Raw genomic sequence first — 22,471 nt, forward strand, 5'->3', positions numbered from 1 at the left:
GCGCCCATTGGTCCAGAAACCGCGGTCCTGGAGCCCGATCCGGGCCCACCGGACCGCCGGTGGCGCTCACCGCCCCACCCGCCGGGCGGTCGCCCGACGCGGGCGGCCCGGACGGCGGCGCCCCCGCCCGGCGGCCGGCTGCGGCCACGCACGGTGGTGCCGGTCGATCACGAAGTGGTGGCCGTGGGTCCAACCGCCGGCACCCGCCCGGTGGGCGTCGGCCAGGTGCGGATGGTCGGCCGCCAGGTCGGCGTGCAGGTGCGGCAACGCCCCCGGGTCGTGGGCCGGCCACAGCGCGAGTGCACCGGCCGCACCCGCCAGCGCGATCGCGCCGAGCACGGCGCAGGCCACCGGCAGGCCCGCGCCGGCCGCCAGCCAGCCGGCCAGCGGATAGGTGAGCAGCCAGCAGGAGTGGGAGAGCGAGAACTGCGCCGCGAACGCCGCGGGCAGGTCCGGCTCGGCCGCGGAGCGGCGCAGCACCCGGCCGGCCGGGGTCAGCACGCCCGAACTCCCGGCGCCGAGCAACCCCCAGGCGATCAGCAGCACGGCCCAGCCCCACCCGCCGGGCCCGGCCGCCGTGGCGAGGGCGGCGGCGGCCAGCACCACCGGCAGGCCGAACGCGGCGCCCAGCATGACCGCGCGGTCGCCGACCCGCTCCAGCAGCCGGGGCAGGCCGAGGGCGACCAGCACCGACCCGGCGCCGAAGCAGCCGAGGGCGAGCGAGACGGCGCCGGCCGGGCGGTGGAAGTGGTCGCGCACCACGACGACGGTGTCCACGAACACCACCGCGCCGGCGGCGGCGGTCGCGAGGTCGAGGGCGAGCAGCGCGCGCAGCCGCGGGGTCGCCCGGAACAGCCGGATCCCGGCCGCGGCCCGCCCGGGTCCGCCCCGGTCGCCCGCGCCCCGGTCGCCGGCGCCCCGGGGCGGGCCCGGCAGGACGGCGGAGGCGACCAGCGCGGCGGAGCCGAGGAAGCCGATCACGGTGCCGGCGAACAGCCGGTCGTAGGGGACGACCGCCAGCAGCAGCGCGGCGAGCACCGGACCGAACAGCGACTCCAGGTCGTAGGCGAGGCGGGAGAGCGACAGGGCGGCGGTGTAGTCGCGCTCGGCGGGCAGGAGCTCCGGGATGACGGCCTGGAAGGTCGGGGTGAAGGCGGCGGACGCCGCCTGGAGCAGCAGGATCAGCAGGTAGACCTGCCACACCCGGTCGACGAACGGCAGCGCGAGGGCGACCCCGGCCCGGGTCAGGTCCATCGCCACCAGCAGCGTCTTGCGGGGCACCCGACCGGCGAGGGCGCCGGCCAGCGGGGCGATCGCCACGTACGCGGTCATCTTGATCGCCAGTGCGGTGCCGAGCACCGCCGTGGCGTCGCTCCCGGCGAGGTCGTAGGCCAGCAGGGCGAGCGCCACCGTGGCGAGCCCGGTGCCGACCAGGGCCACGGCCTGGGCGGCGAACAGGTGGCGGTAGGTGCGGTTGCGCAGCACGGACAGCATGGGCCCGTCCCCGGGTAGGCGCGAGGTGACCGCCCCATCGTAGGCAACATGTGCGTACCTCTGCACACGTTGGGCGGGACTTCCCCCGGCTGCCGGCGCTCAGTCGTGCGGCGGCAGCGAGCCGATCTGGTGGTCGGCGACGTTCAGTGCCTCGTCGACCAGCCGGCGCAGATGGCCGTGGCGCAGCGAGTACACCACCCGCCGCCCGTCCTTGCGGGTGGCGACCAGGCCGGCGAGGCGCAGCTTGGCCAGGTGCTGGCTGACGGAGGGTCGGGCGGCGCCGGTCGCCTCGGTGAGGGTGGTGACGTCGGCCTCGCCGAGGCCGAGCCGCGCCAGCAGGGCCAGGCGGGTGCGGTCGGCGAGCAGCGCGAGGACGGCGGCGGCGGTGTCGAGGCGCTCCGCGTCGGCGTGCTGCGGGTGGGGTGCCGCGGCCTTCGGCCTGCCGGTGCTCATCCGCACATCGTAGAACCGTCGCGCCCGGCCCCCGCGGCGGGTCAGCCGAGCCGGAGCACCGCGCAGGTGGTTGTCCCGTGCGCGTACAGCTTGCCGTCCTCGGCGCCGACCACCCGGGCCTCGGCGGTCGCGGTGGTGCGGCCGACGTGCAGCGCGGTGCCCTCGCAGCGCAGGGTGGGGGTGTCGGCGAGCACCGTGCGGACCAGGTGGAGGCCGAGCTGCACGGTGGTGTAGGTGGCGCCGGCCGGCAGCCGGGTCATCACGGCCGAGCCGAGGGCCGAGTCCAGCAGCGTGGCGAGGAAGCCGCCGTGCACCGTCCCCATCGGGTTGAGCAGGTGCTCGCCGGGGTCGCCCTCGAAGGTGACCGAGCCGTCCCCGACCGCGGTGAGGCGAAAGCCCAGCGTGCTCATGATCGAGGCGGCCGGGAACGCCCCGTCCAGGGCGCCCTGGAGGATCTCCCGGCCGGACAGCGCCAGCAGGTCGGCGGTCATCGCCGGCCGTGGCTCCCAGCTGTGGGTACGGGAGAAGGTCGCGGTCGGGGCTTCGTGGATCGTCATGGGGACGACCCTAGGAGCTGGCCCCGGCCGCCGACGAGTGCCGGATCCGGCAGGATCCGCACCGTTTCCGACCGACCCCGCGACGGCTCCGCCCACCCGGCCGGCGGGATGCCCGCCGGCCGGAGCAGCGGGACAATCGCCAGTACCCACCGCTCCCGGAGTGATCGGAGAGAGCCGTGAAGGACCTGGAGTTCGAGCAGAAGCGCACGCTGTCCCGGCTGGAGGCCGCCGACCGGATCTCGGCGCTCGCCGACGCGCTGCGGCACGGCAGCAACGCCGAACTGGACCTCGGCCCGGGGAGGCTGAGCCTGCGGATCCCGGACGAGGTCGAGTGCGAGATCGAGGTGGAGGTGGGCGAGGGCCGGATGGAGCTGGAGATCGAGCTGAAGTGGTCGACCGGCTGAACGGGTGAGATCCGCCGCCGGCCCCCGGGCGGCGGCGCCGTTCCCCGCTGCGGGGGCGGTACGGCGGGCCCAGACTGGGGATGGGTCCCGTCGCAGGGACGGGCGGCGAGGCCGTGCGGCACACCCGTCGGGTGCCGTCCGGGCGCCGCGCTCGATCCGGTACCGACCGGCACAGGTCCGGTACCGACTGGCATAGGGGCACCATGCTGCTCGGTCTCACCACCGCGCTCGCGGCGACCGTCTGCTTCGGTTTCGCGTGCGTCTTCCAGGCCCGCGGGGCCCGCGCCGCACCCCGGACGGACGGAGTCCGGCTGGGGTTGCTGGCGGCGCTGGCCCGGTCCTGGCAGTTCCTGCTCGGGACGGGCATGGACATCGCCGGGTTCGCGCTGAGCATCGTCGCGCTGCGCACCCTGCCGCTGTTCGTGGTCCAGGCGGTGACCAACGCCAGCCTGGCCGTGACCGCGCTGGCGGCGGTGTGGCTGCTGGGCGCCCGGCTGCGGCGCAGCGACCTCGCCGCGATCCCGGCCGTGATGGTCGGCCTCACCCTGCTGGCCCTGGGCGCGGGCCGGGAGGGCCGGAACCACGCGGGCCCGGGTTTCCACTACGCGCTGCTCGCCACCGTGCTGGTGATGCTGCTGCTCACCTTCGTGCTGGCCCGCCGCGGCGGGGCCTGGCCGGCAGCGGGCCTGGGCCTGCTGGCGGGGGTCGGCTTCGGCGTGACCAGCCTGGCGGTCCGGGTGCTGGACCTGTCCGGCCCCGGGGCGCTGCTGAGCGATCCGGCGGCGTACGCGCTGGCGCTGGGCGGTCTCGGTGGCTACCTGGCCTACGCGTTGGCGCTGCAACGCGGAACGGTGACCGCCGCGACGGCCGCCGGCACGGTCACCGAGACCTTCGGGCCCGCGCTGGTGGGCGTGCTGGTGCTGGGCGACCAGGTGCGGCCCGGGTTCGCCTGGTCGGCGATCGCCGGGTTCGTGGCGGCGGTCGGCGGCACCTTCCTGCTCTCCCGGTTCGGCGATGTCGAGGCCGCGCCGGACGGCCGGGCGCCGGCCTCGACCGACCGGGCGGCGCCGGCCGCCTCCCTCCCCCACCCAGCGGACAGGTGAGCATGGACGACCACGCCCCGTACGCGCCGGCCCCGACCGACGGTCACCCGAACGCTCTCCCGGTGGCCGGGCCCTCCGACGCCGGGCCCGTGACGGGCGGCCGGCGCCGTCCGGTCGCACTGATCACCGGCGGCTCCTCGGGCATCGGCGCGGCGACCGCGCTGCGGCTGGCCCGGGCCGGCTGGCTGCCCGTGGTGTCCGGTACCGACCGGGCCAGGCTGGCGGCGGTGGCGGCCGGCTGCGGCGGTCACGCGCTGCCGGCGGACCTGGCCGGCCCCGGCGGGGCGCAGCACCTCGCGGAGCGGGCGCTCGCGGTGGCGGGCCGGGTCGACGCGCTGGTCGCCAGCGCCGGGGTCGGCTGGCGGGGCCCGTTCGCCGAGATGCCGCCGCAGGTGCTGGACGAGATGGTCGAGGTCGACCTCGCGGCGCCGCTGCGGCTGTCGCGGCTGCTGCTGCCCGGGATGCTGGAGCGGCGGCGCGGCCACATCGTGCTGCTCGGCTCGATGGCCGGCCAGGTGGGGGTGGGTGACGAGGCGGCGTACGCGGCGGCGAAGGGCGGGCTGTCGCTGTTCGCCGAGAGCCTCTGGTACGAGCTGCGCGGGACCGGGGTCGGGGTGGGGATCATCCTGCCGGGCGCGGTGGACACCCCGTTCTTCGCCCGCCGGGGTACGCCGTTCCACCGGGAGCGGCCGCGTCCGGTGCCGCCCGAGCGGATCGCCGACGCGATCCTGTCGATGATCAGCGGGCGCCGGGACCGGTACTTCGCGCCGGGCTGGCTGGCCATGCCCGCCCGGCTGCACGGGGTCGCGCCGGGGCTGTTCCGGCAGCTGGCCGCCAGGTTCGGCTGATGGACCGGTGGCGCGCGGCCGCGCTGGCGGGGGCGGCGGCCGCCGGGGTCGAACTGCTGCACCTGGCGCCCGCGGCCGTCCGGCTGCCGCCGGTCCGCCGGCACCTGGCCCGGGCCACCGCCGGCCACGGCCGCCCCGACCACGTGGCGCTGACCTTCGACGACGGCCCCGACCCGGCCGGCACGCCGTACGTGCTGGACGCGCTGGACGCGCTCGGGGTCCGGGCCACCTTCTTCCTGCTCGGCGGGATGCTGGAGCGCTCACCGGACCTCGGACGCGAGCTGGTCGCCCGGGGTCACGAGGTCGGGCTGCACGGCTGGCACCACCGGTCCCAGTGGTACCCGGCGCCCGGCCGCGACCTGCGTGAGCTGCGCCGCGCCCGCCGCGCGATCGCCGAGGTCTGCGGCACGCCGCCGCACTGGTACCGGCCGCCGTACGGGGTGCTCACGGCGGGCCTCGCGCTCGCCGCCCACCGGCTGGCGCTGCGCACGGTGCTGTGGACGGCCTGGGGGCGGGACTGGACCGCCGGGGCGACCCCGGAGTCCGTCCACCGGACCCTGGTGCCGCAGCTGCGCGGCGGCGCCACCGTGTTGCTGCACGACTCCGACTGCACCTCGGCCCCCGGATCCTGGCACGCCACCCTCGGAGCGCTCCCCCTGCTGGCGACCCGCTGCCACGAACTCGGTCTCACCCTCGGCCCGTTGCGCGACCACGGCCTCCCGGACGGCCCGGCACCGACCGCCCACCGGAGCCGTCCCCCCGGCTGAGTTGCCCGCGCTCCGCGCCGCTCGGAGACTGGGTGTACGCCTTGCTCCGGAAGGATCCAGCCATGAGTGCTGAACTTCTCGATCTGGCGATCGACACCGCCGGCGGTCGGGAACTCTGGGACACCGTACGTGGCCTCGAGGTCGACCTGTCCGTCAACGGCCCGGTCTGGGGAATGAAGGGCTGGCCGAAAGGCACGTCGTTCGACCAGGTCGCCTCGGTCGACACGGCCAGACAGCACATCGTGTTCACCCCGTTCACCCGCCCCGACTGGCGGATGACGTTCGACGGCCCGTCCGACAGCGTCACCGTGCAGACCCTGGACGGCGAAACGGTCGCCACCCTGAGCCCCGCCCGCGCCGCCTTCAAGGGGATGCTGCGCAGCACGCCCTGGGACGCCCCGCACCTCGGCTACTTCCTGGGCTACGCGATCTGGAACTACTGCACCACCCCGTTCGTGTTCGGCTTCCCCGGTGTCCGGGCCCACGAGATCGAGCCGTGGCACGAGGCCGGGCAGACCTGGCGCCGGCTGCAGGTCCGGTTCCCGCGCGAGATCGCCACGCACAGCCCCAACCAGGTGTTCTACTACGACGCCTACGGCCGCCAGCGCCGGATGGACTACCAGACCGAGGTCAACAACAGCTACCTGGTGGGCCACTACACCGGCCACCACCGGCGGTTCGACGGGCTGCTCGTGCCGACCCGGCGCCGGATGTTCCGCCGCTGCCCGGACAACACCGTCAACCTCAACTTCCCGTCCATCACGGTCGACATCCACGGGGTCGAGCTCGTCCGCTCCGACGACGAACAGGCACAGCCATGACCAGGGACAGCACGTTCACCGACCTCCCCGCCCGCCGGCTCGTCGTCACGCTCCCGAAGCTCTACGACGAGACGGTCGAGGAGTACGAGACGCTCGTCCCCGAGGTCGATCTCCACCGCTTCTACCAGATGGCCTCCTGGCCGGCCGCGCAGGAACTCGCCGAGATCAACGCCCCGCAGGGGTTCATGCGGTACCACCGCAGCGACCTCACCGCCCTGATGGCCGGATCGACCTCGCTCTGGAAGGCCACCCAGTACTTCATGGGCAACCACGTCGTCGCCGAGCGGGTGTTCCACCACGACCCGTCGGCCATGCTGCACGCTCCGCTGCCGGCCGTGCTCTACGCGGACCCCGACGGTGACACCAAGTTCGCCGTCGACCAGCCGAGTCTGCTGCTGGCCGGCCACGACAACCCGGAGATCGCCGAGGTCGGCCGCGAGTTCGACGCCCTGCTCGCCCGGCTGATCGTCCTCCTCGGCGGCGAGGCACCGCCACAGCTGGGGGAGGCGGCCGCCGAGCGGTGAACGCGGGCGCCGACCGGGCCCGGACGCCGACTACGCCTGGACGCCGAGTGCGCCGGTCGGGGCGACCCGGGCCAGGGCCGTGTCGAAGCCCGTCCGCCAGGCGTCCGGGGTGGCGCCGGCGGACGGCGGCGGGGCGGGCCGGTCGAGGGCGGCCAACGCGCTGCGCACCACCTCGGCGGGCCGGGCGGAGACCACGTCGGCGTGGCCGAGCTCCAGTTCGTGCTGGAGGTTGTCGCGCCCGTGGCCCTGCACCACGTCGAGCAGCAGCAGCCGCCGGCCGATCGCCCGGGCCTCGCTGCAGGTGTCGCCGGAGCTGGTCACCACCAGGTCGGCGGCGGCCATCAGGGCGGGGATCCGGTCGGTGTGGCCGAACGGGTGCAGGCGCGGCTGCCCGGCGGCCACGGCGCGCAGCCGCCGCTCCAGGGTGGCGTTGCGGCCCGCGACGGCCAGCACGTGCGGCCCGGCCGCGGCCAACGCCTCGGCGGTACGGGCCAGCGGGCCCAGCCCCCAGGCGCCGGACATCAGCAGCACGCACCGCGCGTCCTCGGGGAGGCCGAGCTCGGCGCGGGCGGCCGCCCTGGTGGGCGGGTGGTAGAACGACTCGCGCAGCGGGGCGGGCAGCACCGCGACGGCCGCGTCCGGCCGGTAGCGCCGCACCCCGCAGGCCGCGACCTCCGAGGTGACCAGGAAGAGGTCGGTCTCCTCCTGCACCCACAGGCGGTGCGGCGTGACGTCGGTGCACAGCACCAGGTGGCGCAGGCCGGGGCGGCCGGCGCGCACCCGGTTGACCGCCGAGGTGGCGGTGGCGAACACCGAGACCACCAGCTCGGGCCGCTGCTCGTCGATCAGCCGGCCGAGCGCCGGTTCGAGCCGGGAGCGGGCGGCGGCATCGGCGAGCAGCGCGATCCGCGCGCCGGGGCGCAGCGCCGAGAAGTGGAAGGCGTCGTAGACGCCGGGCAGGCCCAGCAGCCGCCGGAAGACCGCCTCCCCGGCCGGTCCCGCGGTCTTCCCGAGCAGGCCCATGGCGTCCACGGTGCTGGTGGTCCAGCCGCGGGCCCGCAGCGAGTCGGCGCAGGCCAGGGCCATCACGTCGTGGCCCTGGCCGAGCGATCCGGAGACGAGCAGCGCGTGCGGCACGGCCGGCTCCCGGCGGCCGCGGCTCAGTCCGCCGCGCCGCGGCCGGCGGCGGGCGGTGCGGCGGGCGGGGTCTTCGGGACGGGGCGCGCCTTGGCCGCCGGTGCGGCGGGCGGGGTCTTCGGGACGGGCCGGGACCCGGCGGCCGGCGCAGGCCGCTCCTGTGTCCGGTACCAGTCGGCGTAGCGGCCGACGCCGTCGGTGAAGCTGGTCCGCGGGGACCAGTCGAGCAGCCGTTTGGCGCGGGCCGCCGAGATCCGGCGCCCGCGGTAGTCGGCGGTGCGGGCCGGTACGTGGTCGATGGTGACCGGGCCGAGCAGCCGGTCCACCGTGTCGGCGATCTGGCGCACCGAGATGGCGGTGGAGCCCTCCAGCGCCAGGGTCTGGTCCTGCGCGGCGGGGGACAGCGCCCGGACGTGGGCGTCGGCGAGGTCCTCGACGTAGACGAAGTTGCGGGTCTGCAGACCGTCGCCCGCGATGGTGATCGGGCGGCCGTCCAGCGCGGCCTGCACGAAGCGGGCGATGACCAGCTCGTCGCGCATCCGCGGCCCGTACGGGATGCCGTAGCGCAGGATGGTGAAGTGGCTGCCGTAGAGCTCGCGGTAACTGTGCATCAGCATCTCGGCGGCCAGCTTGCTGGCGACGTAGAGGTGGCCGCTGTGGTCGAGTTCGACGGGGACGTGCTCGTCGAGCTCCTCGCCGCCCAGGTCGGCCTCGGCGAGCGCGGCGCCGTACACCCAGACGGTGCTGGCGAGGACGGTGCGGCTGACCCCGCAGCGCCGGGCCGCCTCCAGCACGGCGGCGGTGCCGTCGATGTTGAGCCGCACGGCCCGGACCGGGTCGGCGGTCACCTGCTCCACGTCCGCCATGGCGGCCAGGTGGAAGACCACCTCGGTGTCCACCAGGGCGGCGGTCAGCGCGTCCTGGTCGAGGATGTCGACCCGGGCGTGCTGCGCCTCCGGGTTGAGGTACCGCTCGGCGGTGTCCACCACGAGTACTTCGTGCCCGGCCTCCACCAGCCGGTCCACCACGTGGGAGCCGATGAATCCGCAGCCGCCGGTGACTGCTACGCGCATGACCGCTCCTTCGTCCCGTCCATCCCGTTCGTGGTGTCCTTCCGGTGCGTCGCCTCGCCGGGGGCCGGCCGCCCGGGCCGGTGCCGCCGGCTCATCCGGCCAGGTCGCGGTGGACGCTCGCGACGGCCTCGACGACCTGGTCGATCTCGCCCTCGGTCATGTCGCTGTGCACCGGCAGGCAGATCTGGCGGGCGCACACGTCCTCGGCGACCGGCAGCGCTCCGGCGCGGTAGGGCGCCAGCACGGGCTGCTGGTGCAGCGGCAGGTCGTAGACCTCGCCGGAGAGCCGGACGCCGAACCGCTCGGACACCTCCTGCTTGAAGCGGGCCCGGTCGGTGCCACGCGGCAGCAGCGCGACGTACTTGTAGTAGTTGCTGCGGCAGCCGCTCGGCTCCGGCAGCGCCGTCAGGCCGTCGAGTGCGGCGAGCGCCGTGTCGTAGCGGCGGGCGACCCGCCGGCGGTTCTCGGTGAACTCCTTGAGCCGGCGCAGGTGGACGCTGCCGACCGCGGCGTGCAGTTCGCTCATCCGCCAGGCGGCACCGAGCCGCACGTGGTGGTTGGTGCCGAACGAGCCCTTGCCCTGGTCCCGGTAGATCCGGGCCTCGTCGCGGACCTCGGACGACTCGGTGAGGATCATCCCGCCCTCGCCGCTGGTGATGACCTTGGTCGGGTAGAACGAGAAGGCGCCGGCCCGGCCGAAGGTGCCGGCCGCGCGGCCCGCGTAGCTGCTGCCGTGGGCGTGCGCCGCGTCCTCGACCAGCGCGATGCCGCGGGCGTCGCACAGCTGCCGGATCGCGTCCACCTCGGGGGTGATCAGCCCGCCGATGTGCACCAGCACGACGGCGGCCGTGGCGGGGGTCAGCGCGGCCTCGACGGTCGCGGCGCTGAGCGCGAGGGTGGCGGCGTCCACGTCGGCGACGACCGGGCGGCCACCGGCGTGCAGCACGGCGCCGGCGGTGGCGTAGAACGTGACCGCCGGGACGACCACGTCGCGGTCGTTGACCCCGACGGTGCGCAGCAGGATCTCGAGGGCGGCGGTGCCGCTGGAGACGGCGACGGCGTGGGTGGCGCCGTGCTCTGCCGCGAAGGCCTCCTCGAACCGCTGCGTCCACGGGCCCAGGGTGAGGTTCCCGGTGGACAGGATCTCCGTCACCGCGTCGGCGACCGCCGTCCGGTCGTCCTCGTCGAACACGATTCGCGCCGCGGGAACCCCCACGTGCCACCTCCAGCAGAGAGACGAATGCCCGATACCGGACAAATCCGACCCCTCACGCTAGCGCGATCACCCCGCCCCCGGCGCGCCACCACCGCCCGTCCGGCCCAGCCGATCGCCTCCCACCCACCGAACGGCCCTCCCCCACCCGGCCCACCGGGCCTCCCGTCCCCCGTCCGCCACCTCCGCCCCACCGCCGGATGCGGCCGGTCGGGCGGAGTTCCGCCCCGCACGCCGCCCACTGACCCACCCGGGTGGCGCGGGCCCTCGGGCCGGAACGCGGAAGGCCCGGCAGCCGTGGCTGCCGGGCCCTTCTTCACCGAGCCGGGGTCAGCTGGTCTGGATCGCGGTGTCGTCGATCACGAAGCTCGTCTGCAGCGAGGAGTCCTCGACGCCGTTGAACTTCAGGGTCACCGACTGGCCGGCGTAGGCCGACAGGTCGACGGTCTTCTGGGCGTAGCCGGTGGCCTTGTTGAGGTTCGAGTAGGTGGCGACCGTGGTGCCGTTGACCGTCACGGTCAGCTTGTCGTAGGCGGAGGTGGTGCTGGTCTCCGCGGTGTCGATGTGCAGCCAGTAGCTGAGGGTGGCGTGGCAGCCCGCCGGGATGGTCACCGCCTGGGCGGCCGAGTCCGTGTGGGTGGAGCCGTAGCCGTTCAGCCAGGCCTTCCAGGAGCCGGAGTGCGAGGCCTGGGAGGAGCTGCTGTCGACCACACCGGAGCTGGTGGTCCACGGCGCGGCGGAGCCGGTCTCGAAGCCCGCGTTGCCGAGCAGCTGCGCCGGGGTGCAGGTGCCGCCGGTGCTGGTGACCGTCCAGGTGAACGCGGCGGAGCCGGTCCTGTTGGCGGCGTCCTTCGCGGTGACGGTGACGTTGGAGCTGCCCGCGGTGGTCGGGGTACCGGTGATCTTGCCGGTGGAGGCGTTGATCGACAGGCCGGCCGGCAGGCCGGTGGCCGACCAGGTGAGCGGGGCGGTGCCACCGGTGGCCGAGAGCTGCAGGTTGACCGCGGTGTTGACCTGGGTGCTCTGGCCGCCCGGGTTGGTCACCGAGACGCTGCTGCCGGCCGGCTTGGTGAGCAGGCAGCCGCTGACGCTGAGGTCGATCGCCCGGTTGGTGCCCAGGCAGGTGGTGAACCAGTAGGTCTCCTCACCGTAGCTCTGGCCCTTGGTGACCTTGGTGGTGCCGTCGGCCGCCACCTCGCACGGGTTGTTGAGGGTGCACATCTCACCGTCGTCGTTGCCGGTGTTGTTGATGCCGACGATCCGCTTGCTGGCGGCGTCGACGATCGGCGAACCCGAGGTCCCGTGCGTGGTGTTGCAGCCGGTGCTGTAGCGCAGCGAGTCGTGCCAGGTCCACTGGTCCTCGCGCAGGGTGTCGACGAACCCGTTGATCGAGCAGTTCCAGGTCTGCTTCCAGTACGAGGAAGGTATGAACATCGACGAGCCGTCGACCGGGTGGGTGTCACTGATCGTCAGCGCGGTGCTGCCGTACTTGGTGCTGATGGACCCGTAGGTGTCGGTCAGCTGGTAGAGCGCGACGTCGGTGCCGGTCATGGTGGCGTAGAGCACCTTGTCCGCCTGGACGGTGCCGAGGGCCGTGCCCGCGCCGTTGAGCAGGGTGCCGGAGCGGCTCGCGGTGGTGTTCTGGATCACCTGGCCGGCCGACGGCATGGTCGGCAGGCAGTGCCCGTTGGTCAGCATCAGGGCTCGGTCGGTGTCGACCGAGGAGGGGTAACGCACCAGCGAGGCCGAGCAGTTGCTCAGCGCGATGGTGGCCGTCAGATCTCCTGCCTGGACGGCCTGCGCGGGCGTGGCCACGGCGGTGAGCGCGCCCGCGACGACCGCGGCCGTGCCGATGCCGGCGGCAAGTCCCTTGAACATGGGTCTCCTTGTGGGGGATCGCCGGGCGTACGACTGGTTGCCGACACCCGGGCCGCACGAAACTGCCATGGTCACTTCAACACGGTCAACCATCCGGACAGAATCCGTGGTCGGACCCCGACCGATTCCGGCCGACGGCCCGTCAGCCTCCCCCGAGACTTCGGACACGGAGCAACCCGCCCGAACCGGCTCGCCGCCCGGAACGGTCTCCGGACGGCGGGACGGGGGATCGACGGGAACCGGTCGCTCAGCGGCGGCCGTCCCAGGCCGCGCGCTCCGCCGCCCGGGGGTCCAGGACGGTCCGGGGGTGGGCGTCGAGCTGCCGGGTGGCGCGCCGTCCGGGCCGGTACGGCGTCCAGCCGGGGTCACCGGTGGCGGCGAAGGAGGCCCAGGCCGTGCGGACCGCGTCGGCGAGGTGCTGCGGGGGCGCGTCGCCGAGCAGGGGGGCGAGCTCGGGGCGGTGCAGGGCGCCGAAGACGAAGGGGACCTCGACGGCGTGGCAGGCACCTAGCCGGCCGTCGAAGGCGGGCGAGGGCCAGCCGAACTCGTAGAGGTAGGTGGCGCCGGAACGGTGCCGGGCATGCGCCTCGGCGAGGCGGACGGCGGGGATCCGGTAGAACCAGTCGGTGGCGACCGCGGCGGCCAGCTCCCCCGGCGAGGCGCCCGGCCTGCCGGCGCGGTAGACCGCGAGACCCTCGCGCGGCAGCCCGTAGCGGGCGGCGAGGTGAGGCAGGGCGGCCTCGGGGACGGCGTCGAGCAGGGCGGTGGGGGCGAGGTAGAGGTGGAACTCCTCGGTGGTGGTGCCGATGAGCAGGTCGATCCCGGCCGCCGATCCGGCCCGCACGGCCGCCAGCGGGTCCTGCCGCAGGATCTCGCCGTCCACCACCGGCTCGAACGGCATCAGGTTGAGCGCGACCTCGCCCCACCGTTCGGGGTCGGGCTGCGCGGTGACGGCCGCCCGGAGCTGCTGCTGCGCGGCGAGCAGCGCCTCGACCGGCACCGCGCCGATCGCCCCGGGGGTGGGTTCGACCCCGAGGGCCTCGGCCAGCCGGGCCCGGACCAGGTCGGCGGTGGGCCGGCCGTGGGTGTGGTGGGCCGCTCCGCTCTGCAGGATCGCCCGGCGGAACAGACCCCGGGCCGGCGGAACGGCGAGCAGCGCGGCGATGCTCATGGCTCCGGCGGACTGGCCGAACAGCGTGACGTTGTCGCAGGCGCCACCGAAGCCGGCGATGTTGTCCCGCACCCAGGTGAGTGCGGCGACCTGGTCGAGCAGGCCGCGGTTGGGCGTGACGCCGGGCAGGTCGAGGAAGCCCTCGGCCCCGAGCCGGTAGTTGAGGGTGACCACCACGACGCCCTCCCGGGCGAGCGCGTGGCCGTCGTACATCGGCAGCGAGCCGGAGCCGTTGGTGAAGGCGCCCCCGTGCAGCCAGACCAGCACGGGGAGGCGGGCGCCCGGGTCCGGGGTCCAGACGTTCAGGTTGAGGTAGTCGTCGCCCGGGACGGTGGTCTCCGGCAGCAGGGCGTCCAGCGGCGGGGCGTACGGAACCTGCGGTGCGGTGGGCCCGGCGGCACCGGCCTCGCGCTCCCCGGCCCAGCGGGCGGGCGGCTGCGGGGGCAGGAAGCGGAGCGGGCCGACCGGCGGCGCCGCGTACGGGATGTTGCGGAAGACGGCGACACCGTCGGGGCCACGGGCCCCGCGGAGCGCGCCCTGCTCGGTGCGGACGACTGCGTGCATGCCGGCGCTCCTCCTCGCTCGGTCAGCGGTCGGCACGGGCGCCGAGGATCCGCAGGGCGAACTCGCTGTGCGCGTCCGCGACCTGCTCACGGGTGTACGGCTGGTCGGGGCCGAACCAGTGCGCCACCCGGACGCCCATGGCGCTGATCGCCGTGGCTGCGAGCAGCGGATCGGGGACGGTGAACACGCCGTTGGCGAGGCCGCGTTCGATCACCGCCAGGAGCAACTGCCAGCAGGCGTGCCGCAGCTGAAGGGCCGGCCCGGCCAACTCCGGTGACAGGGAGTGGATCTCGCTGTCGGTGACGATCGCCAGCAGCGGGAACCGGCTGTGGAGGTCGGCGTGCGCGCGCACCAGGGCGCTCAGCTGCGCGGCCGGTCCGGCGTCCCGGCTGTTCTCCAGGGCTTCGGCCAGCCGGGTGTGCATCTCCTCGTGGCCGATCTGCACGAGGTGGGCCAGCACGTGCTCCTTGGAGGGGTAGTGCGCGTACAGGGTGGCGGAGTTGATGCCCACGGCGGCACCGATCTGCCGGATCGAGGTGCCGGCGAACCCGGCCTCGGCGAACAGGCCGAGCGCCTCCTGCAGGATGCGGCCCCGGGTGCCGGGCGGGGTGACGCCCTCGGGCAGGTCCGCCTCGACCGCCGCGGCGCGGCGCGGGTCCCAACCGGGGTGCTCCATACGGTTTCCTCCTGGGACGGTGGCGCGCGGGGCGCCGAGATTCCAACCGATCGATTGGTTGACACGGTGGCAATGGAGCTGGATCGTACTCCCTACGCCGCCGCCTTCCAACCAATCGATTGGTTGGAAGGCGGATCCACCCGAATGGAGCCGACCTCGGGACCCGGGCCCGGACGGGTACTTCAGGATCGTCGACCGCGCCAAGGACCTGATCGTCCGCGGCGGCTTCAACGTCTACCCGCGCGAGATCGAGGAGCTGTACGAGCACCCGGCCGTCGCCGAGGCCGCCGTGATCGGACTCCCGCACCCGCTGCACGGCCAGGAGGTCGCCGCGGTGGTCGCCCTGCGCCCCGGGAGCAGCGCCACCACCGAGGAGATCCGGCAGTTCGTCAAGGACCAGGTGGCCCCGTACAAGTACCCCCGGGTCGTCCGGATCGCCGACAGCCTGCCCAAGGGCCCGACCGGCAAGATCCTCAAGCACGAACTGCCCTTCCCGACCGGCCCGGCCCCGACCGGCGCCCCCGGGGCCTGAGCGGACCGGGCCCCGCACGGACCACTGCCGCCGCGCCCCTCGCGACGACAGGAACCGCACCACCCGCACGGCACCCCAACCCCACCCACCCCACGGAGTGCTCCATGGTGTTCCGCGCCCTGCCCCGCCTGTCCCGCACGCTCAAGAAGGCGGCCGCCTTGGCCGCCGCCACCGCCCTGGCCGCGCTCGGGCCGGTCGCCCCCGCCCGGGCCGCCGAGGCCGTACCGGGGCTCCCGCACCTCAACCTGACGGCCGCCTACGTCACCGGCGTCTCCTCCGGCGGCTTCCTGGCCACCCAGCTCCAGGTCGCCTACTCCGGCACCTTCGACGGCGCGGGCATCGTCGCCGCCGGCCCGTACGACTGCGGCCAGGGCAACGTCGTGGACGCCGCGCTCTGCCTGGTCGGCCACGGCCTGCCGGACCTCGAACAGCAGACCGTCGACTGGGCCCGCCAGGGCCGCATCGACCCGGTCGCCAACCTCGCCGGCAAGCCGGTCTACGTCTACCACGGCCGCCTCGACCCGGTCGTCAATCCGCTGGTCTCCGACTCCGGCGTCGCGTTCTACCGGGACTTCGGCGCCGACGTCCGCTACCACGACGGGGACTGGGCCGGGCACTCCTGGCCGAGCCCCCAGGGCGTGGTGCCGTGCGGGCTCACCCTGCCGCCGTTCGTGAACGACTGCGGTGACGACCCGCAGCGCGAGATGCTCACCCACTGGCTCGGCCGGGTCGACCCGGCCAACTACGGCGCACCCGCCGGCAGCCTCACCCACTTCGACCAGAACCGCTACACCCCCGGCGGCCGGGCCGCCGACCTGAGCATGGACGACACCGGAATGCTCTACACCCCGCCCGCCTGCGCCGCCGGTCAGCCCTGCAAGCTCGTCGTCGCACTGCACGGCTGCCTCTCCGGGCAGTACCTGCTCGGCGACCTCTTCCCGCGGCGCGGCAATCTCGACACCTACGCCGACACCAACCACCTGGTGGTCCTCTACCCCCAGGCCGTCTCCAGCCTCATCCCGATCAACCCCCAGGGCTGCTGGGACTGGTTCGGCTACACCGGCCACGACTTCGCCGTGAAGGACGCCCCGCAGCTGCGGGCCATCACCGCCATGGTCCACACCCTCGGCGCCTGATCCCCCGACCGACACCCCGCCCGACCCTCCGCCCGACCCTCCGTCCGCGATCCCGTCGCACCACGCGCGCGGCCGTGCACCGCCACCGGGCGGGCCGGCCGCGCGCGCCGGTGCGCCGGCACCTCTAGCCTGGCTGCTGTCACCCTTCTCCGTCACACCCCGGGAGAGCAGCGAGCGATGACGCGCCGTGAACGCTGGGAGCGCCACACTCAGACCCCCCTGATCGCCCTGTCCGTGGTCTTCGCGGTCGCGTACGCGGTGCCGATCCTGTACCCGGAGGCGGACGAACGGCTGCTGCGCGGCGCGGCCTGGGTCGAGCTGGGGGTCTGGGCCGCCTTCGCCGCCGACTACGGGACCAGGCTGGTGCTCGCCGAGCGGCGCTGGCAGTTCGTCCGCAACAGCCCGCTCGACCTCGCCTCGGTGCTGCTGCCGCTGGTGCAACCGCTGCGGCTGCTGCGCCTGATGTCGACCCTGATGCTGGCCGGCCGCCGGGTCCGGATGGCCTCCCAGGTCAGGCTGACCACCTACGTGGCGGGTGCCGCGCTCGGGCTGCTGGTGTTCGGGTCGCTGGCGGTGCTGGAGATCGAACGTTCCTCCCCCACCGCGACCATCCGCACCCTGGACGACGCGCTCTGGTGGTCCTTCACCACCATGACCACGGTCGGCTACGGCGACCTCACCCCGACCACCGGCCTCGGCCGACTGCTGGCGGTGGCGCTGATGCTCTCCGGCATCGCCCTGCTGGGTGTGGTGACCGCGAACATCGCGGCCTGGTTCGTCTCCCGCTTCGAGGCGGAGGACCGTCTCGACCACGTCAACCACCGCGCCATCCTCGATCTCACGGCGGAGGTACGGGAGTTGCGCGCCCAGCTCACCGCACTGGGGGCCGTCGAACCGCGCGGCGCCGACGCTCCGGACGCCGCGACCCCGGAACCGGCCCCGCAGCCGCAGCCGCAGCCGCAGCCGGTCGCCGAACCCGCCTGAGCGGGTACGCGCCATCCCCTCACCGCCGCTTCACCACACCTCGCAGATTGGTCCAGACCAGTGCCCTATGCTGGCGCAGCACAGTGACGAGGTATCGCGAGTGGCGACCAGTGGGGGTCTCCTCGGCATGGCCGAACAGCACACGGAGCGCACCGCGCCCGCCTATCTGAGCATCGCGGCCGACCTGCGCCGCGCCATCCTGGAGGGGGCGTACCCGCCGGGTCGCAACCTCCCCTCCGAACGCGGGCTGGCCGCCCGGTACGGCGTCCACCGCCAGACCGCGCGCGCCGCGCTGCGGCACCTGTGCGACCAGGGGCTGGCCCTGGGCGACCTGTTGGGCACCTACGTGCTCGCGGGGCCGAACCGGCGCCCGGCGGCGCCCCGCCCGCTCGGCCGCGGGCCGGGCGAGGGGTTCCCCGGCCTGCTGCTGCACCCAGGCAGGTCGGCGACCGCGGCGGGGCTGCTGCGGACGGGGGCGGCACCCCCGGTCGCCGCCCGGGCCCTGGGACTGCCGGCCGGCACCCGCACGCTGACCTACCGTCACGAGGTGCGCCAGCCGGACGGCGGCCTCGCCCAGTGCTCGCGCTCCTGGTTCGCGCCCGCCTTGGTCGCCCGGGTGCCGCAGTTGGCGGCGCTGGCCGCGGCGGCCGGGTCGGCGCGGCGTCCGGACGGCGCGCCCGCCGACCTGGGCGACCTGTTCGCCTGGACCGCCATGGCCGGGCTGCGGGTCCAGACCTCGGACGGCATCCACCTGAGCTGCCCGGGCGGGGCCGACCACCACCCGGCCGGCTCGCCCTGCACCCTGACGATCCGGCGGACCGTCACCGACCAGCAGGGCCTGGCGGTGGTGGTGACGGAGTTCGAGGCCGCGGCGCACGGGGTGAGCCTCAGCTACCCGGCGCGCCCCGAGCCGGCGCACGGGCCTCGACCGTCGACGGCGCCCGTACTGCGCCTGTCCCTGGCCGAACTCGGCACGCTGCGCGGCTGGGCCACGTGCGGCAGCCCCGACCGGGGCCTGGCCCTGCGGGCCAGGATCGTGCTGGCCTGCGGGCGGGCCTCGGTCGAGCAGGTGGCCCGGGAGCTCGAGGTCTCCGCCGCGCTGGTCCGGGCGTGGCGGGGCCGGTTCCAGCTGGGCGGGCCCGCCGCGCTGGACGGCGACCGGGTGCGGCCGGCCCGGTGAAGGCAGACCCGGTGAAGACCCGGCCGGGCGCTGCCGCCAGGTGGGCGGCCGGCACGGCCCGCCGGCACGGTGAAGGCCCGGCCACGTGGCCGGGCCTTCGAGTCTCCGCTTGAGGGGAGAGGTGTGCGGGCCGTGACAGCGGCCCTGGCCGGCTTGGTCCGGGCTTTCGCCGTCGTACCGGCCCTGCTCCGGCTGTCCGGAGCGATCGGCCTCGGGGCATGCGCGTCTTCGCCGCCGGGGCGGCTCCGCATCGGCGGAGCGTGCTGATCAGCTGCCTCCAGCATGCCCCGGACCGGATCCGCTCGCAAGCGGCGGCCCGGGGCCGGCCCCCGCGGAGCCCGGTCGGTCAGGGGTCAGGACGGGTGACCCCGGGCCGGGCGGACCGGGGTCAGTGCCAGGTCCACGCCTGGTTGTCCCAGCCGTTGCAGCCCCAGAGCTGCACCTTGGCACCGTCGTTGTTGATGGTGTTCAGATCGCCGTCCAGACACTTGCCACCGTGCGCGTTCCGCAGGGTGGTGCCGGACCAGATCCACATCTGGTTGTCCCAGCCGTTGCAGCCCCAGAGCTGCACCTTGGCACCGTCGTTGTTGATGGTGTTCAGGTCGCCGTCCAGACACTTGCCGCCGTGGCCGTTCTGGATCGTGTAGTAGCCGATCGGCTGGCCGGACACCGGGGTCCAGATCCAGCTCTGGTTGTCCCAGCCGTTGCAGCCCCAGAGCTGCACCTTGGCACCGTCGTTGTTGATGGTGTTCAGGTCGCCGTCGAGGCACTTCCCACCGTGGTTGTTGGTGAACTTCGCGGTGCGGTAGGTCACCGCGGCCGCCGACGGGGCCAGGCCGGCCGGCCCGGCACTGCCCACGGCCGGCGGCTGCGGGCTGGCGGAGACGGCTGCCGCCGCCGCGGGAACGGGCTCGCTCGGGGTGGCCTGGGCCGCCGCCGCGCCCAGTGCGAGCGCGCTCGCGCCGGCGAGCAGGGCGAATCCGAACCGGTTGCTGCGCATGGTGCTTTCCTCAATTCGTCGCAGTGACGCTCTGTGTACGACTTTAGTGAGCCGACAATGCCCCGGACAAGGGGGTGCAAAATAGAATGACAGTCATAAGACGAATCCTCGGCGAAATCAATCATGATCGCCTGCAAACGATCTGATGCAGCGTCACACGAATTCCGCACCGGCTGACGGGGCGAATCCTTTCTCCGGCCCGGCTGCCGCCGTCCGTGTCGCGTACACCGCCGGGTCGGTCGGCCTCCCCGGGGACGGGGCCCCGGCAGCGTAGAAACGGAAGGGCCCACCCACCCCCGCGCCCGTTGGAGCCCGTCGTGAGAGCCCTCGTCGCCACCGCCTACCAGCCGCTCGACCGGATCGCCGTCCAGGAGTCCCCGAAGCCCACGGCCGGACCGGACCAGGTCGTGATCAAGGTCGAGGCCGCCGCGCTCAACCCGCTCGACCTCTCCCTGATCACAGGCGCGATGAAGGAGGTGTTCCCGGTCGAGCACCCGCTGGTGATCGGGATGGACGCCACCGGGATCGTCACCGCGGTGGGCGCCTCGGTCACCGGGTACGCGCCGGGCGACCCGGTGCTCGCCTTCACCGGCCAGGCCGGGTCCGTGGCCGAGTACACGGTGGCGACCGTCGGCCCCCGGCTGGCCCACCGCCCGGCCGACCTCGACCCGGTCCACGCCGCCGCCGTCCCGGAGTCCGGGATGACCGCCGTCTGCCTGCTGCGGGCGGCCGGGGTCGGCGCCGGGCAGAGCGTCCTGGTGATCGGCGCGACCGGCGGCATCGGCCTGTACGCGGTCCAGCTGGCGACCGCGCTCGGCGCACGGGTGATCGCCACCGCCACCGCCCCGGACGCCGACTACATCCGCGGCCTCGGCGCCGCGGAGACCGTCGACCACCGCGCGACGGACGTGGTCGCGGCGACGCGCGCGCTGGTCCCGGGCGGCGTGGACGTGGTGGTCGACCTGGTCAACAGCGGCGAGGGGCTGACCGCGAGCGCCAGGGCCGCCCGGGCCGGCGGCCGGCTGGTCTCGCCGCTGTTCGGCCCCGAGCAGCTCGGCGGTGACGTGACCCCGGTCTACATCGGCACCTTCGACCCCGCTCCGGGCGATCTGGAGGACCTGGCGGCGCGGGCCGCCGACGGCCGGCTGCGGATCGAGGTCGGGGCCCGCTACCCGTTCGAGCGGGCCGCGCAGGCCGTCGCCGACTTCGCGGGCACGCACATCCGGGGCAAGGTCGTGGTCACCGTCCCCTGACCCGACCCGGCACCCCGGGCACCGCGCGCCGGAGCGCCTACCGGCCGGTGGTGAAGATGCCGACGCCGTTCGGCACCGGGCGCTGCTGCCCGCCGTCCAGGTGGTTGCGGACCACCACCCGGCCGGCGGGCCCGTCACGGGTGACCAGGGTCGAGGAGCCGCCGCCGTCAAGCCCGGCGGCGGTACGGGCGCCCAGCCCGCGCAGCAGTCTGGCCGTCTCCCGCACGGTCAGGCCCGCCGAGTCGCCGCCCCGGCCGTCGCAGCACAGCAGGAACAGGGTCCGGCCGTCCGCGCCGACCCCGACCGCCGTCCGGGGCTCCGCCTGCTGGTCGTCCAGGCCGGCCGGCAGCTGCCCGTCGGCCATCAGCGGGGCCGCGCCCAGCGCCCACCGGAACGCCCGGCCCGCCCGGTCGACGAGCCGGCGGTCGACGCTGACCGGGTCGCCGGGCCGCAGGGTCCGCAGGTAGCGGGCGCCGCCCTCGCGGCCGAGCAGGACCACCGAATCCTCGGCCACCCGGCCGCTGCCAGGCGCCTCGGAGCGCTCCGCGACCCGGCCGCGCCGCACCGTCACCTCGTAGGTGTCGACACTGCACGGATCGCCCCGGCGCAGGTCGGTGCCGCAGACGGCGCGGGCCCGGGAGGCCGGGCCCCAGGCGGTGGTGAACGCCCCGATGCCGTCGACCGGCAGCGCGTACTGGTTGAGGCCGCCCAGCGGCACCGCCTCGCCGCCCCGGCGGACGGTGCCGTGCAGGGTCAGCCGCCCCAGGGCGATCCGGCCGTCGAAGGTGGCGCCGAGCACGTCCCGCACCCCGGTGCCGGGCGGGGGCGGTGCGCCGAACCGCTGCGCGGTCGGGACGGCTGCCTTGAGCGGCAGCCCGTTCTCCACCTCGGGGCCGACCGGCGCACCGGTCGGCTCGATGCCGGGGTGCTGGGACTCCTCGATGTTGAAGAAGTCGCCGTTCACCGCGGCGACCGCACCACTCAGCTCGGCCAGCCGGCCGACCGGCTCGCGCGCCGCCACCGCCCCGGCGTGCAGCAGGCCCGCGGAGAGCCCGGCCCGGCCCAGGTAGACCGTCACCAGGTGGACCCGGGTGGCACCGCGCCGGGACTCCACCGTCCCCTGACGGTACGTCACCCCGGGCGCCACGCTCTCGACCGGCCCTCCCGACAGCCGGAGCCCCTCGGGGTCCGCCGCGGCCGGGCTCGGCGGCGCCGCCGTCATCAGCAGGGCCGCCACGAGGACGGCCGTCACCGCCGGCCCGCCGAGCCGCTGCCACCGTCGTCCGTCCCTCATGATGCGCACGGCCGATGCCTTCCACCGCCGCGCCCCCGGTGATGCGCGCCGGCCCGTTCCCCCACCCGCATTGCGCAAGGGCCGGGCCGGGCCTACGCCACCGGGCAGGGGGCGCTCTCCCGGGCGGCGCGGTCGACGGCGGTCACCGTGTGCAGCCATGCCTCGCCGGGCTCCGGCAGGGTGTACCGGCCGATCCGGCCGGGGACGACGGCGACCGTCCGGGCCGGCCCGAGGCCTGCCCCGGTCTGCGGCGCGGCGTGGCGGTGGACCGCGAAGGCGAAGGGGGTGCCGTCGGCGCCGCCGAGCAGGTCGAGGCGCAGCCCGTCCGGCCCGGAGCCGGTCACCCGGACCACCGGACGGGCCGGGCCGGGTGCGGCCGCCAGCCGTGGCAGGACGGGGGGCAGTGCGG

Annotated in this window: 21 protein-coding genes and 2 pseudogenes; 11 read left to right on the plus strand and 12 right to left on the minus strand. The window is 75.0% G+C overall.

Features of this window, described 5'->3' with window-relative positions; translation table 11 throughout:
* Nucleotides 1-66 precede the first annotated feature (66 nt).
* The 3 genes from ABT014_RS20575 to ABT014_RS20585 all read right to left on the minus strand — a co-directional run bounded on the left by ABT014_RS20575 (nt 67) and on the right by ABT014_RS20585 (nt 2,504).
* On the minus strand, nt 67-1,494 hold the full coding sequence (locus tag ABT014_RS20575) for an MFS transporter (RefSeq protein ID WP_350640429.1): 1,428 nt from the start codon (nt 1,492-1,494) through the stop codon (nt 67-69).
* A gap of 99 nt (nt 1,495-1,593) precedes the next feature.
* Nucleotides 1,594-1,947, minus strand: a complete 354-nt coding sequence (locus ABT014_RS20580) for an ArsR/SmtB family transcription factor (protein WP_350640430.1) — start codon at nt 1,945-1,947, stop codon at nt 1,594-1,596.
* A 41-nt stretch (nt 1,948-1,988) separates the two neighbouring features.
* Nucleotides 1,989-2,504, minus strand: coding sequence for a PaaI family thioesterase (locus tag ABT014_RS20585; protein ID WP_350640431.1), 516 nt, complete (start codon nt 2,502-2,504; stop codon nt 1,989-1,991).
* A gap of 176 nt (nt 2,505-2,680) precedes the next feature.
* On the opposite strand from ABT014_RS20585, the gene ABT014_RS20590 reads away from it, so the two are divergent.
* From ABT014_RS20590 to ABT014_RS20615, 6 genes are all read left to right on the plus strand, one after another.
* Complete coding sequence (locus tag ABT014_RS20590) at nt 2,681-2,908, plus strand: amphi-Trp domain-containing protein (protein WP_350640432.1); 228 nt, start codon at nt 2,681-2,683, stop codon at nt 2,906-2,908.
* Between the two features lie 203 nt (nt 2,909-3,111).
* Nucleotides 3,112-4,011 carry a hypothetical protein gene (locus ABT014_RS20595; protein WP_350640433.1) on the plus strand — a complete coding sequence of 300 codons (900 nt, stop codon included), beginning with the start codon at nt 3,112-3,114 and terminating at the stop codon, nt 4,009-4,011.
* Nucleotides 4,012-4,013: 2 nt separating this feature from the next.
* A complete protein-coding gene (locus tag ABT014_RS20600; RefSeq protein WP_350640434.1) occupies nt 4,014-4,859 on the plus strand; it encodes an SDR family NAD(P)-dependent oxidoreductase in 846 nt (281 codons plus the stop codon).
* Nucleotides 4,859-5,626: a polysaccharide deacetylase family protein gene (locus tag ABT014_RS20605; protein ID WP_350640435.1), complete on the plus strand. Its 768-nt coding sequence runs from the start codon at nt 4,859-4,861 to the stop codon at nt 5,624-5,626. The genes ABT014_RS20600 and ABT014_RS20605 overlap by 1 nt, the downstream gene beginning before the upstream one ends.
* 62 nt (nt 5,627-5,688) lie before the next feature.
* Nucleotides 5,689-6,447, plus strand: a complete 759-nt coding sequence (locus tag ABT014_RS20610) for a hypothetical protein (RefSeq protein ID WP_350640436.1) — start codon at nt 5,689-5,691, stop codon at nt 6,445-6,447.
* Nucleotides 6,444-6,971, plus strand: a complete 528-nt coding sequence (locus tag ABT014_RS20615; protein WP_350640437.1) for a DUF302 domain-containing protein — start codon at nt 6,444-6,446, stop codon at nt 6,969-6,971. Before ABT014_RS20610 ends, ABT014_RS20615 begins: the two co-directional genes overlap by 4 nt.
* A gap of 30 nt (nt 6,972-7,001) precedes the next feature.
* Here ABT014_RS20615 and ABT014_RS20620 read toward each other — a convergent pair whose 3' ends face one another.
* The 7 genes and pseudogenes from ABT014_RS20620 to ABT014_RS20650 all read right to left on the minus strand — a co-directional run bounded on the left by ABT014_RS20620 (nt 7,002) and on the right by ABT014_RS20650 (nt 14,683).
* A complete protein-coding gene (locus ABT014_RS20620) occupies nt 7,002-8,108 on the minus strand; it encodes an MGDG synthase family glycosyltransferase (protein WP_350640438.1) in 1,107 nt (368 codons plus the stop codon).
* Between the two features lie 23 nt (nt 8,109-8,131).
* Complete coding sequence (locus ABT014_RS20625; RefSeq protein ID WP_350640439.1) at nt 8,132-9,181, minus strand: NAD-dependent epimerase/dehydratase family protein; 1,050 nt, start codon at nt 9,179-9,181, stop codon at nt 8,132-8,134.
* A 91-nt stretch (nt 9,182-9,272) separates the two neighbouring features.
* A complete protein-coding gene (locus ABT014_RS20630; protein ID WP_350640440.1) occupies nt 9,273-10,397 on the minus strand; it encodes a DegT/DnrJ/EryC1/StrS family aminotransferase in 1,125 nt (374 codons plus the stop codon).
* A gap of 327 nt (nt 10,398-10,724) precedes the next feature.
* A pseudogene (locus tag ABT014_RS20635) lies at nt 10,725-11,453 on the minus strand (Ig domain-containing protein); the annotation flags it as partial.
* A 201-nt stretch (nt 11,454-11,654) separates the two neighbouring features.
* Nucleotides 11,655-12,365 (minus strand): annotated as a pseudogene (locus ABT014_RS20640) (S1 family peptidase); the annotation flags it as partial.
* Between the two features lie 154 nt (nt 12,366-12,519).
* Nucleotides 12,520-14,007: a carboxylesterase/lipase family protein gene (locus tag ABT014_RS20645; protein WP_350640441.1), complete on the minus strand. Its 1,488-nt coding sequence runs from the start codon at nt 14,005-14,007 to the stop codon at nt 12,520-12,522.
* A 22-nt stretch (nt 14,008-14,029) separates the two neighbouring features.
* Nucleotides 14,030-14,683 carry a TetR/AcrR family transcriptional regulator gene (locus ABT014_RS20650; protein WP_350640442.1) on the minus strand — a complete coding sequence of 218 codons (654 nt, stop codon included), beginning with the start codon at nt 14,681-14,683 and terminating at the stop codon, nt 14,030-14,032.
* 58 nt (nt 14,684-14,741) lie between these two features.
* Here ABT014_RS20650 and ABT014_RS20655 point away from each other — a divergent pair, with 58 nt between their 5' ends.
* The 4 genes from ABT014_RS20655 (at nt 14,742) to ABT014_RS20670 (ending at nt 18,515) form a co-directional block, all read left to right on the plus strand.
* Entirely contained in the window at nt 14,742-15,215 is a 474-nt protein-coding gene (locus ABT014_RS20655; protein ID WP_502895040.1) for an AMP-binding enzyme, read from the plus strand.
* A gap of 104 nt (nt 15,216-15,319) precedes the next feature.
* Nucleotides 15,320-16,351 carry an extracellular catalytic domain type 2 short-chain-length polyhydroxyalkanoate depolymerase gene (locus ABT014_RS20660; protein WP_350640443.1) on the plus strand — a complete coding sequence of 344 codons (1,032 nt, stop codon included), beginning with the start codon at nt 15,320-15,322 and terminating at the stop codon, nt 16,349-16,351.
* Nucleotides 16,352-16,528: 177 nt separating this feature from the next.
* A complete protein-coding gene (locus tag ABT014_RS20665; protein ID WP_350640444.1) occupies nt 16,529-17,335 on the plus strand; it encodes a potassium channel family protein in 807 nt (268 codons plus the stop codon).
* Nucleotides 17,336-17,462: 127 nt separating this feature from the next.
* Nucleotides 17,463-18,515 (plus strand): GntR family transcriptional regulator, encoded by a 1,053-nt coding sequence (locus ABT014_RS20670; RefSeq protein ID WP_350640445.1) that lies wholly within the window; start codon nt 17,463-17,465, stop codon nt 18,513-18,515.
* A gap of 388 nt (nt 18,516-18,903) precedes the next feature.
* Here the strand turns inward: ABT014_RS20670 and ABT014_RS20675 are convergent, their stop codons facing one another.
* Complete coding sequence (locus ABT014_RS20675; RefSeq protein WP_350640446.1) at nt 18,904-19,515, minus strand: RICIN domain-containing protein; 612 nt, start codon at nt 19,513-19,515, stop codon at nt 18,904-18,906.
* Between the two features lie 317 nt (nt 19,516-19,832).
* On the opposite strand from ABT014_RS20675, the gene ABT014_RS20680 reads away from it, so the two are divergent.
* Complete coding sequence (locus tag ABT014_RS20680; RefSeq protein WP_350640447.1) at nt 19,833-20,768, plus strand: NADP-dependent oxidoreductase; 936 nt, start codon at nt 19,833-19,835, stop codon at nt 20,766-20,768.
* 37 nt (nt 20,769-20,805) lie between these two features.
* On the opposite strand, the gene ABT014_RS20685 is transcribed toward ABT014_RS20680, so the two are convergent.
* Entirely contained in the window at nt 20,806-22,062 is a 1,257-nt protein-coding gene (locus ABT014_RS20685; protein WP_350640448.1) for a phosphodiester glycosidase family protein, read from the minus strand.
* Nucleotides 22,063-22,471: the final 409 nt, after the last annotated feature.

The organism is Kitasatospora sp. NPDC094015 (genome assembly GCF_040304075.1).
Classification (GTDB): Bacteria; Actinomycetota; Actinomycetes; order Streptomycetales; family Streptomycetaceae; genus Kitasatospora.

Coding starts and splice junctions, on each gene's coding strand:
- ABT014_RS20685 (WP_350640448.1), bottom strand. CDS start 22,062: ATGAGGGACGGACGACGGTGGCAGCGGCTCGGCGGGCCGGCGGTGACG.
- ABT014_RS20665 (WP_350640444.1), top strand. CDS start 16,529: ATGACGCGCCGTGAACGCTGGGAGCGCCACACTCAGACCCCCCTGATC.
- ABT014_RS20580 (WP_350640430.1), bottom strand. CDS start 1,947: ATGAGCACCGGCAGGCCGAAGGCCGCGGCACCCCACCCGCAGCACGCC.
- ABT014_RS20650 (WP_350640442.1), bottom strand. CDS start 14,683: ATGGAGCACCCCGGTTGGGACCCGCGCCGCGCCGCGGCGGTCGAGGCG.
- ABT014_RS20575 (WP_350640429.1), bottom strand. CDS start 1,494: ATGCTGTCCGTGCTGCGCAACCGCACCTACCGCCACCTGTTCGCCGCC.
- ABT014_RS20645 (WP_350640441.1), bottom strand. CDS start 14,007: ATGCACGCAGTCGTCCGCACCGAGCAGGGCGCGCTCCGCGGGGCCCGT.
- ABT014_RS20610 (WP_350640436.1), top strand. CDS start 5,689: ATGAGTGCTGAACTTCTCGATCTGGCGATCGACACCGCCGGCGGTCGG.
- ABT014_RS20605 (WP_350640435.1), top strand. CDS start 4,859: ATGGACCGGTGGCGCGCGGCCGCGCTGGCGGGGGCGGCGGCCGCCGGG.
- ABT014_RS20615 (WP_350640437.1), top strand. CDS start 6,444: ATGACCAGGGACAGCACGTTCACCGACCTCCCCGCCCGCCGGCTCGTC.
- ABT014_RS20595 (WP_350640433.1), top strand. CDS start 3,112: ATGCTGCTCGGTCTCACCACCGCGCTCGCGGCGACCGTCTGCTTCGGT.
- ABT014_RS20670 (WP_350640445.1), top strand. CDS start 17,463: ATGGCCGAACAGCACACGGAGCGCACCGCGCCCGCCTATCTGAGCATC.
- ABT014_RS20600 (WP_350640434.1), top strand. CDS start 4,014: ATGGACGACCACGCCCCGTACGCGCCGGCCCCGACCGACGGTCACCCG.
- ABT014_RS20625 (WP_350640439.1), bottom strand. CDS start 9,181: ATGCGCGTAGCAGTCACCGGCGGCTGCGGATTCATCGGCTCCCACGTG.
- ABT014_RS20585 (WP_350640431.1), bottom strand. CDS start 2,504: ATGACGATCCACGAAGCCCCGACCGCGACCTTCTCCCGTACCCACAGC.
- ABT014_RS20675 (WP_350640446.1), bottom strand. CDS start 19,515: ATGCGCAGCAACCGGTTCGGATTCGCCCTGCTCGCCGGCGCGAGCGCG.
- ABT014_RS20660 (WP_350640443.1), top strand. CDS start 15,320: ATGGTGTTCCGCGCCCTGCCCCGCCTGTCCCGCACGCTCAAGAAGGCG.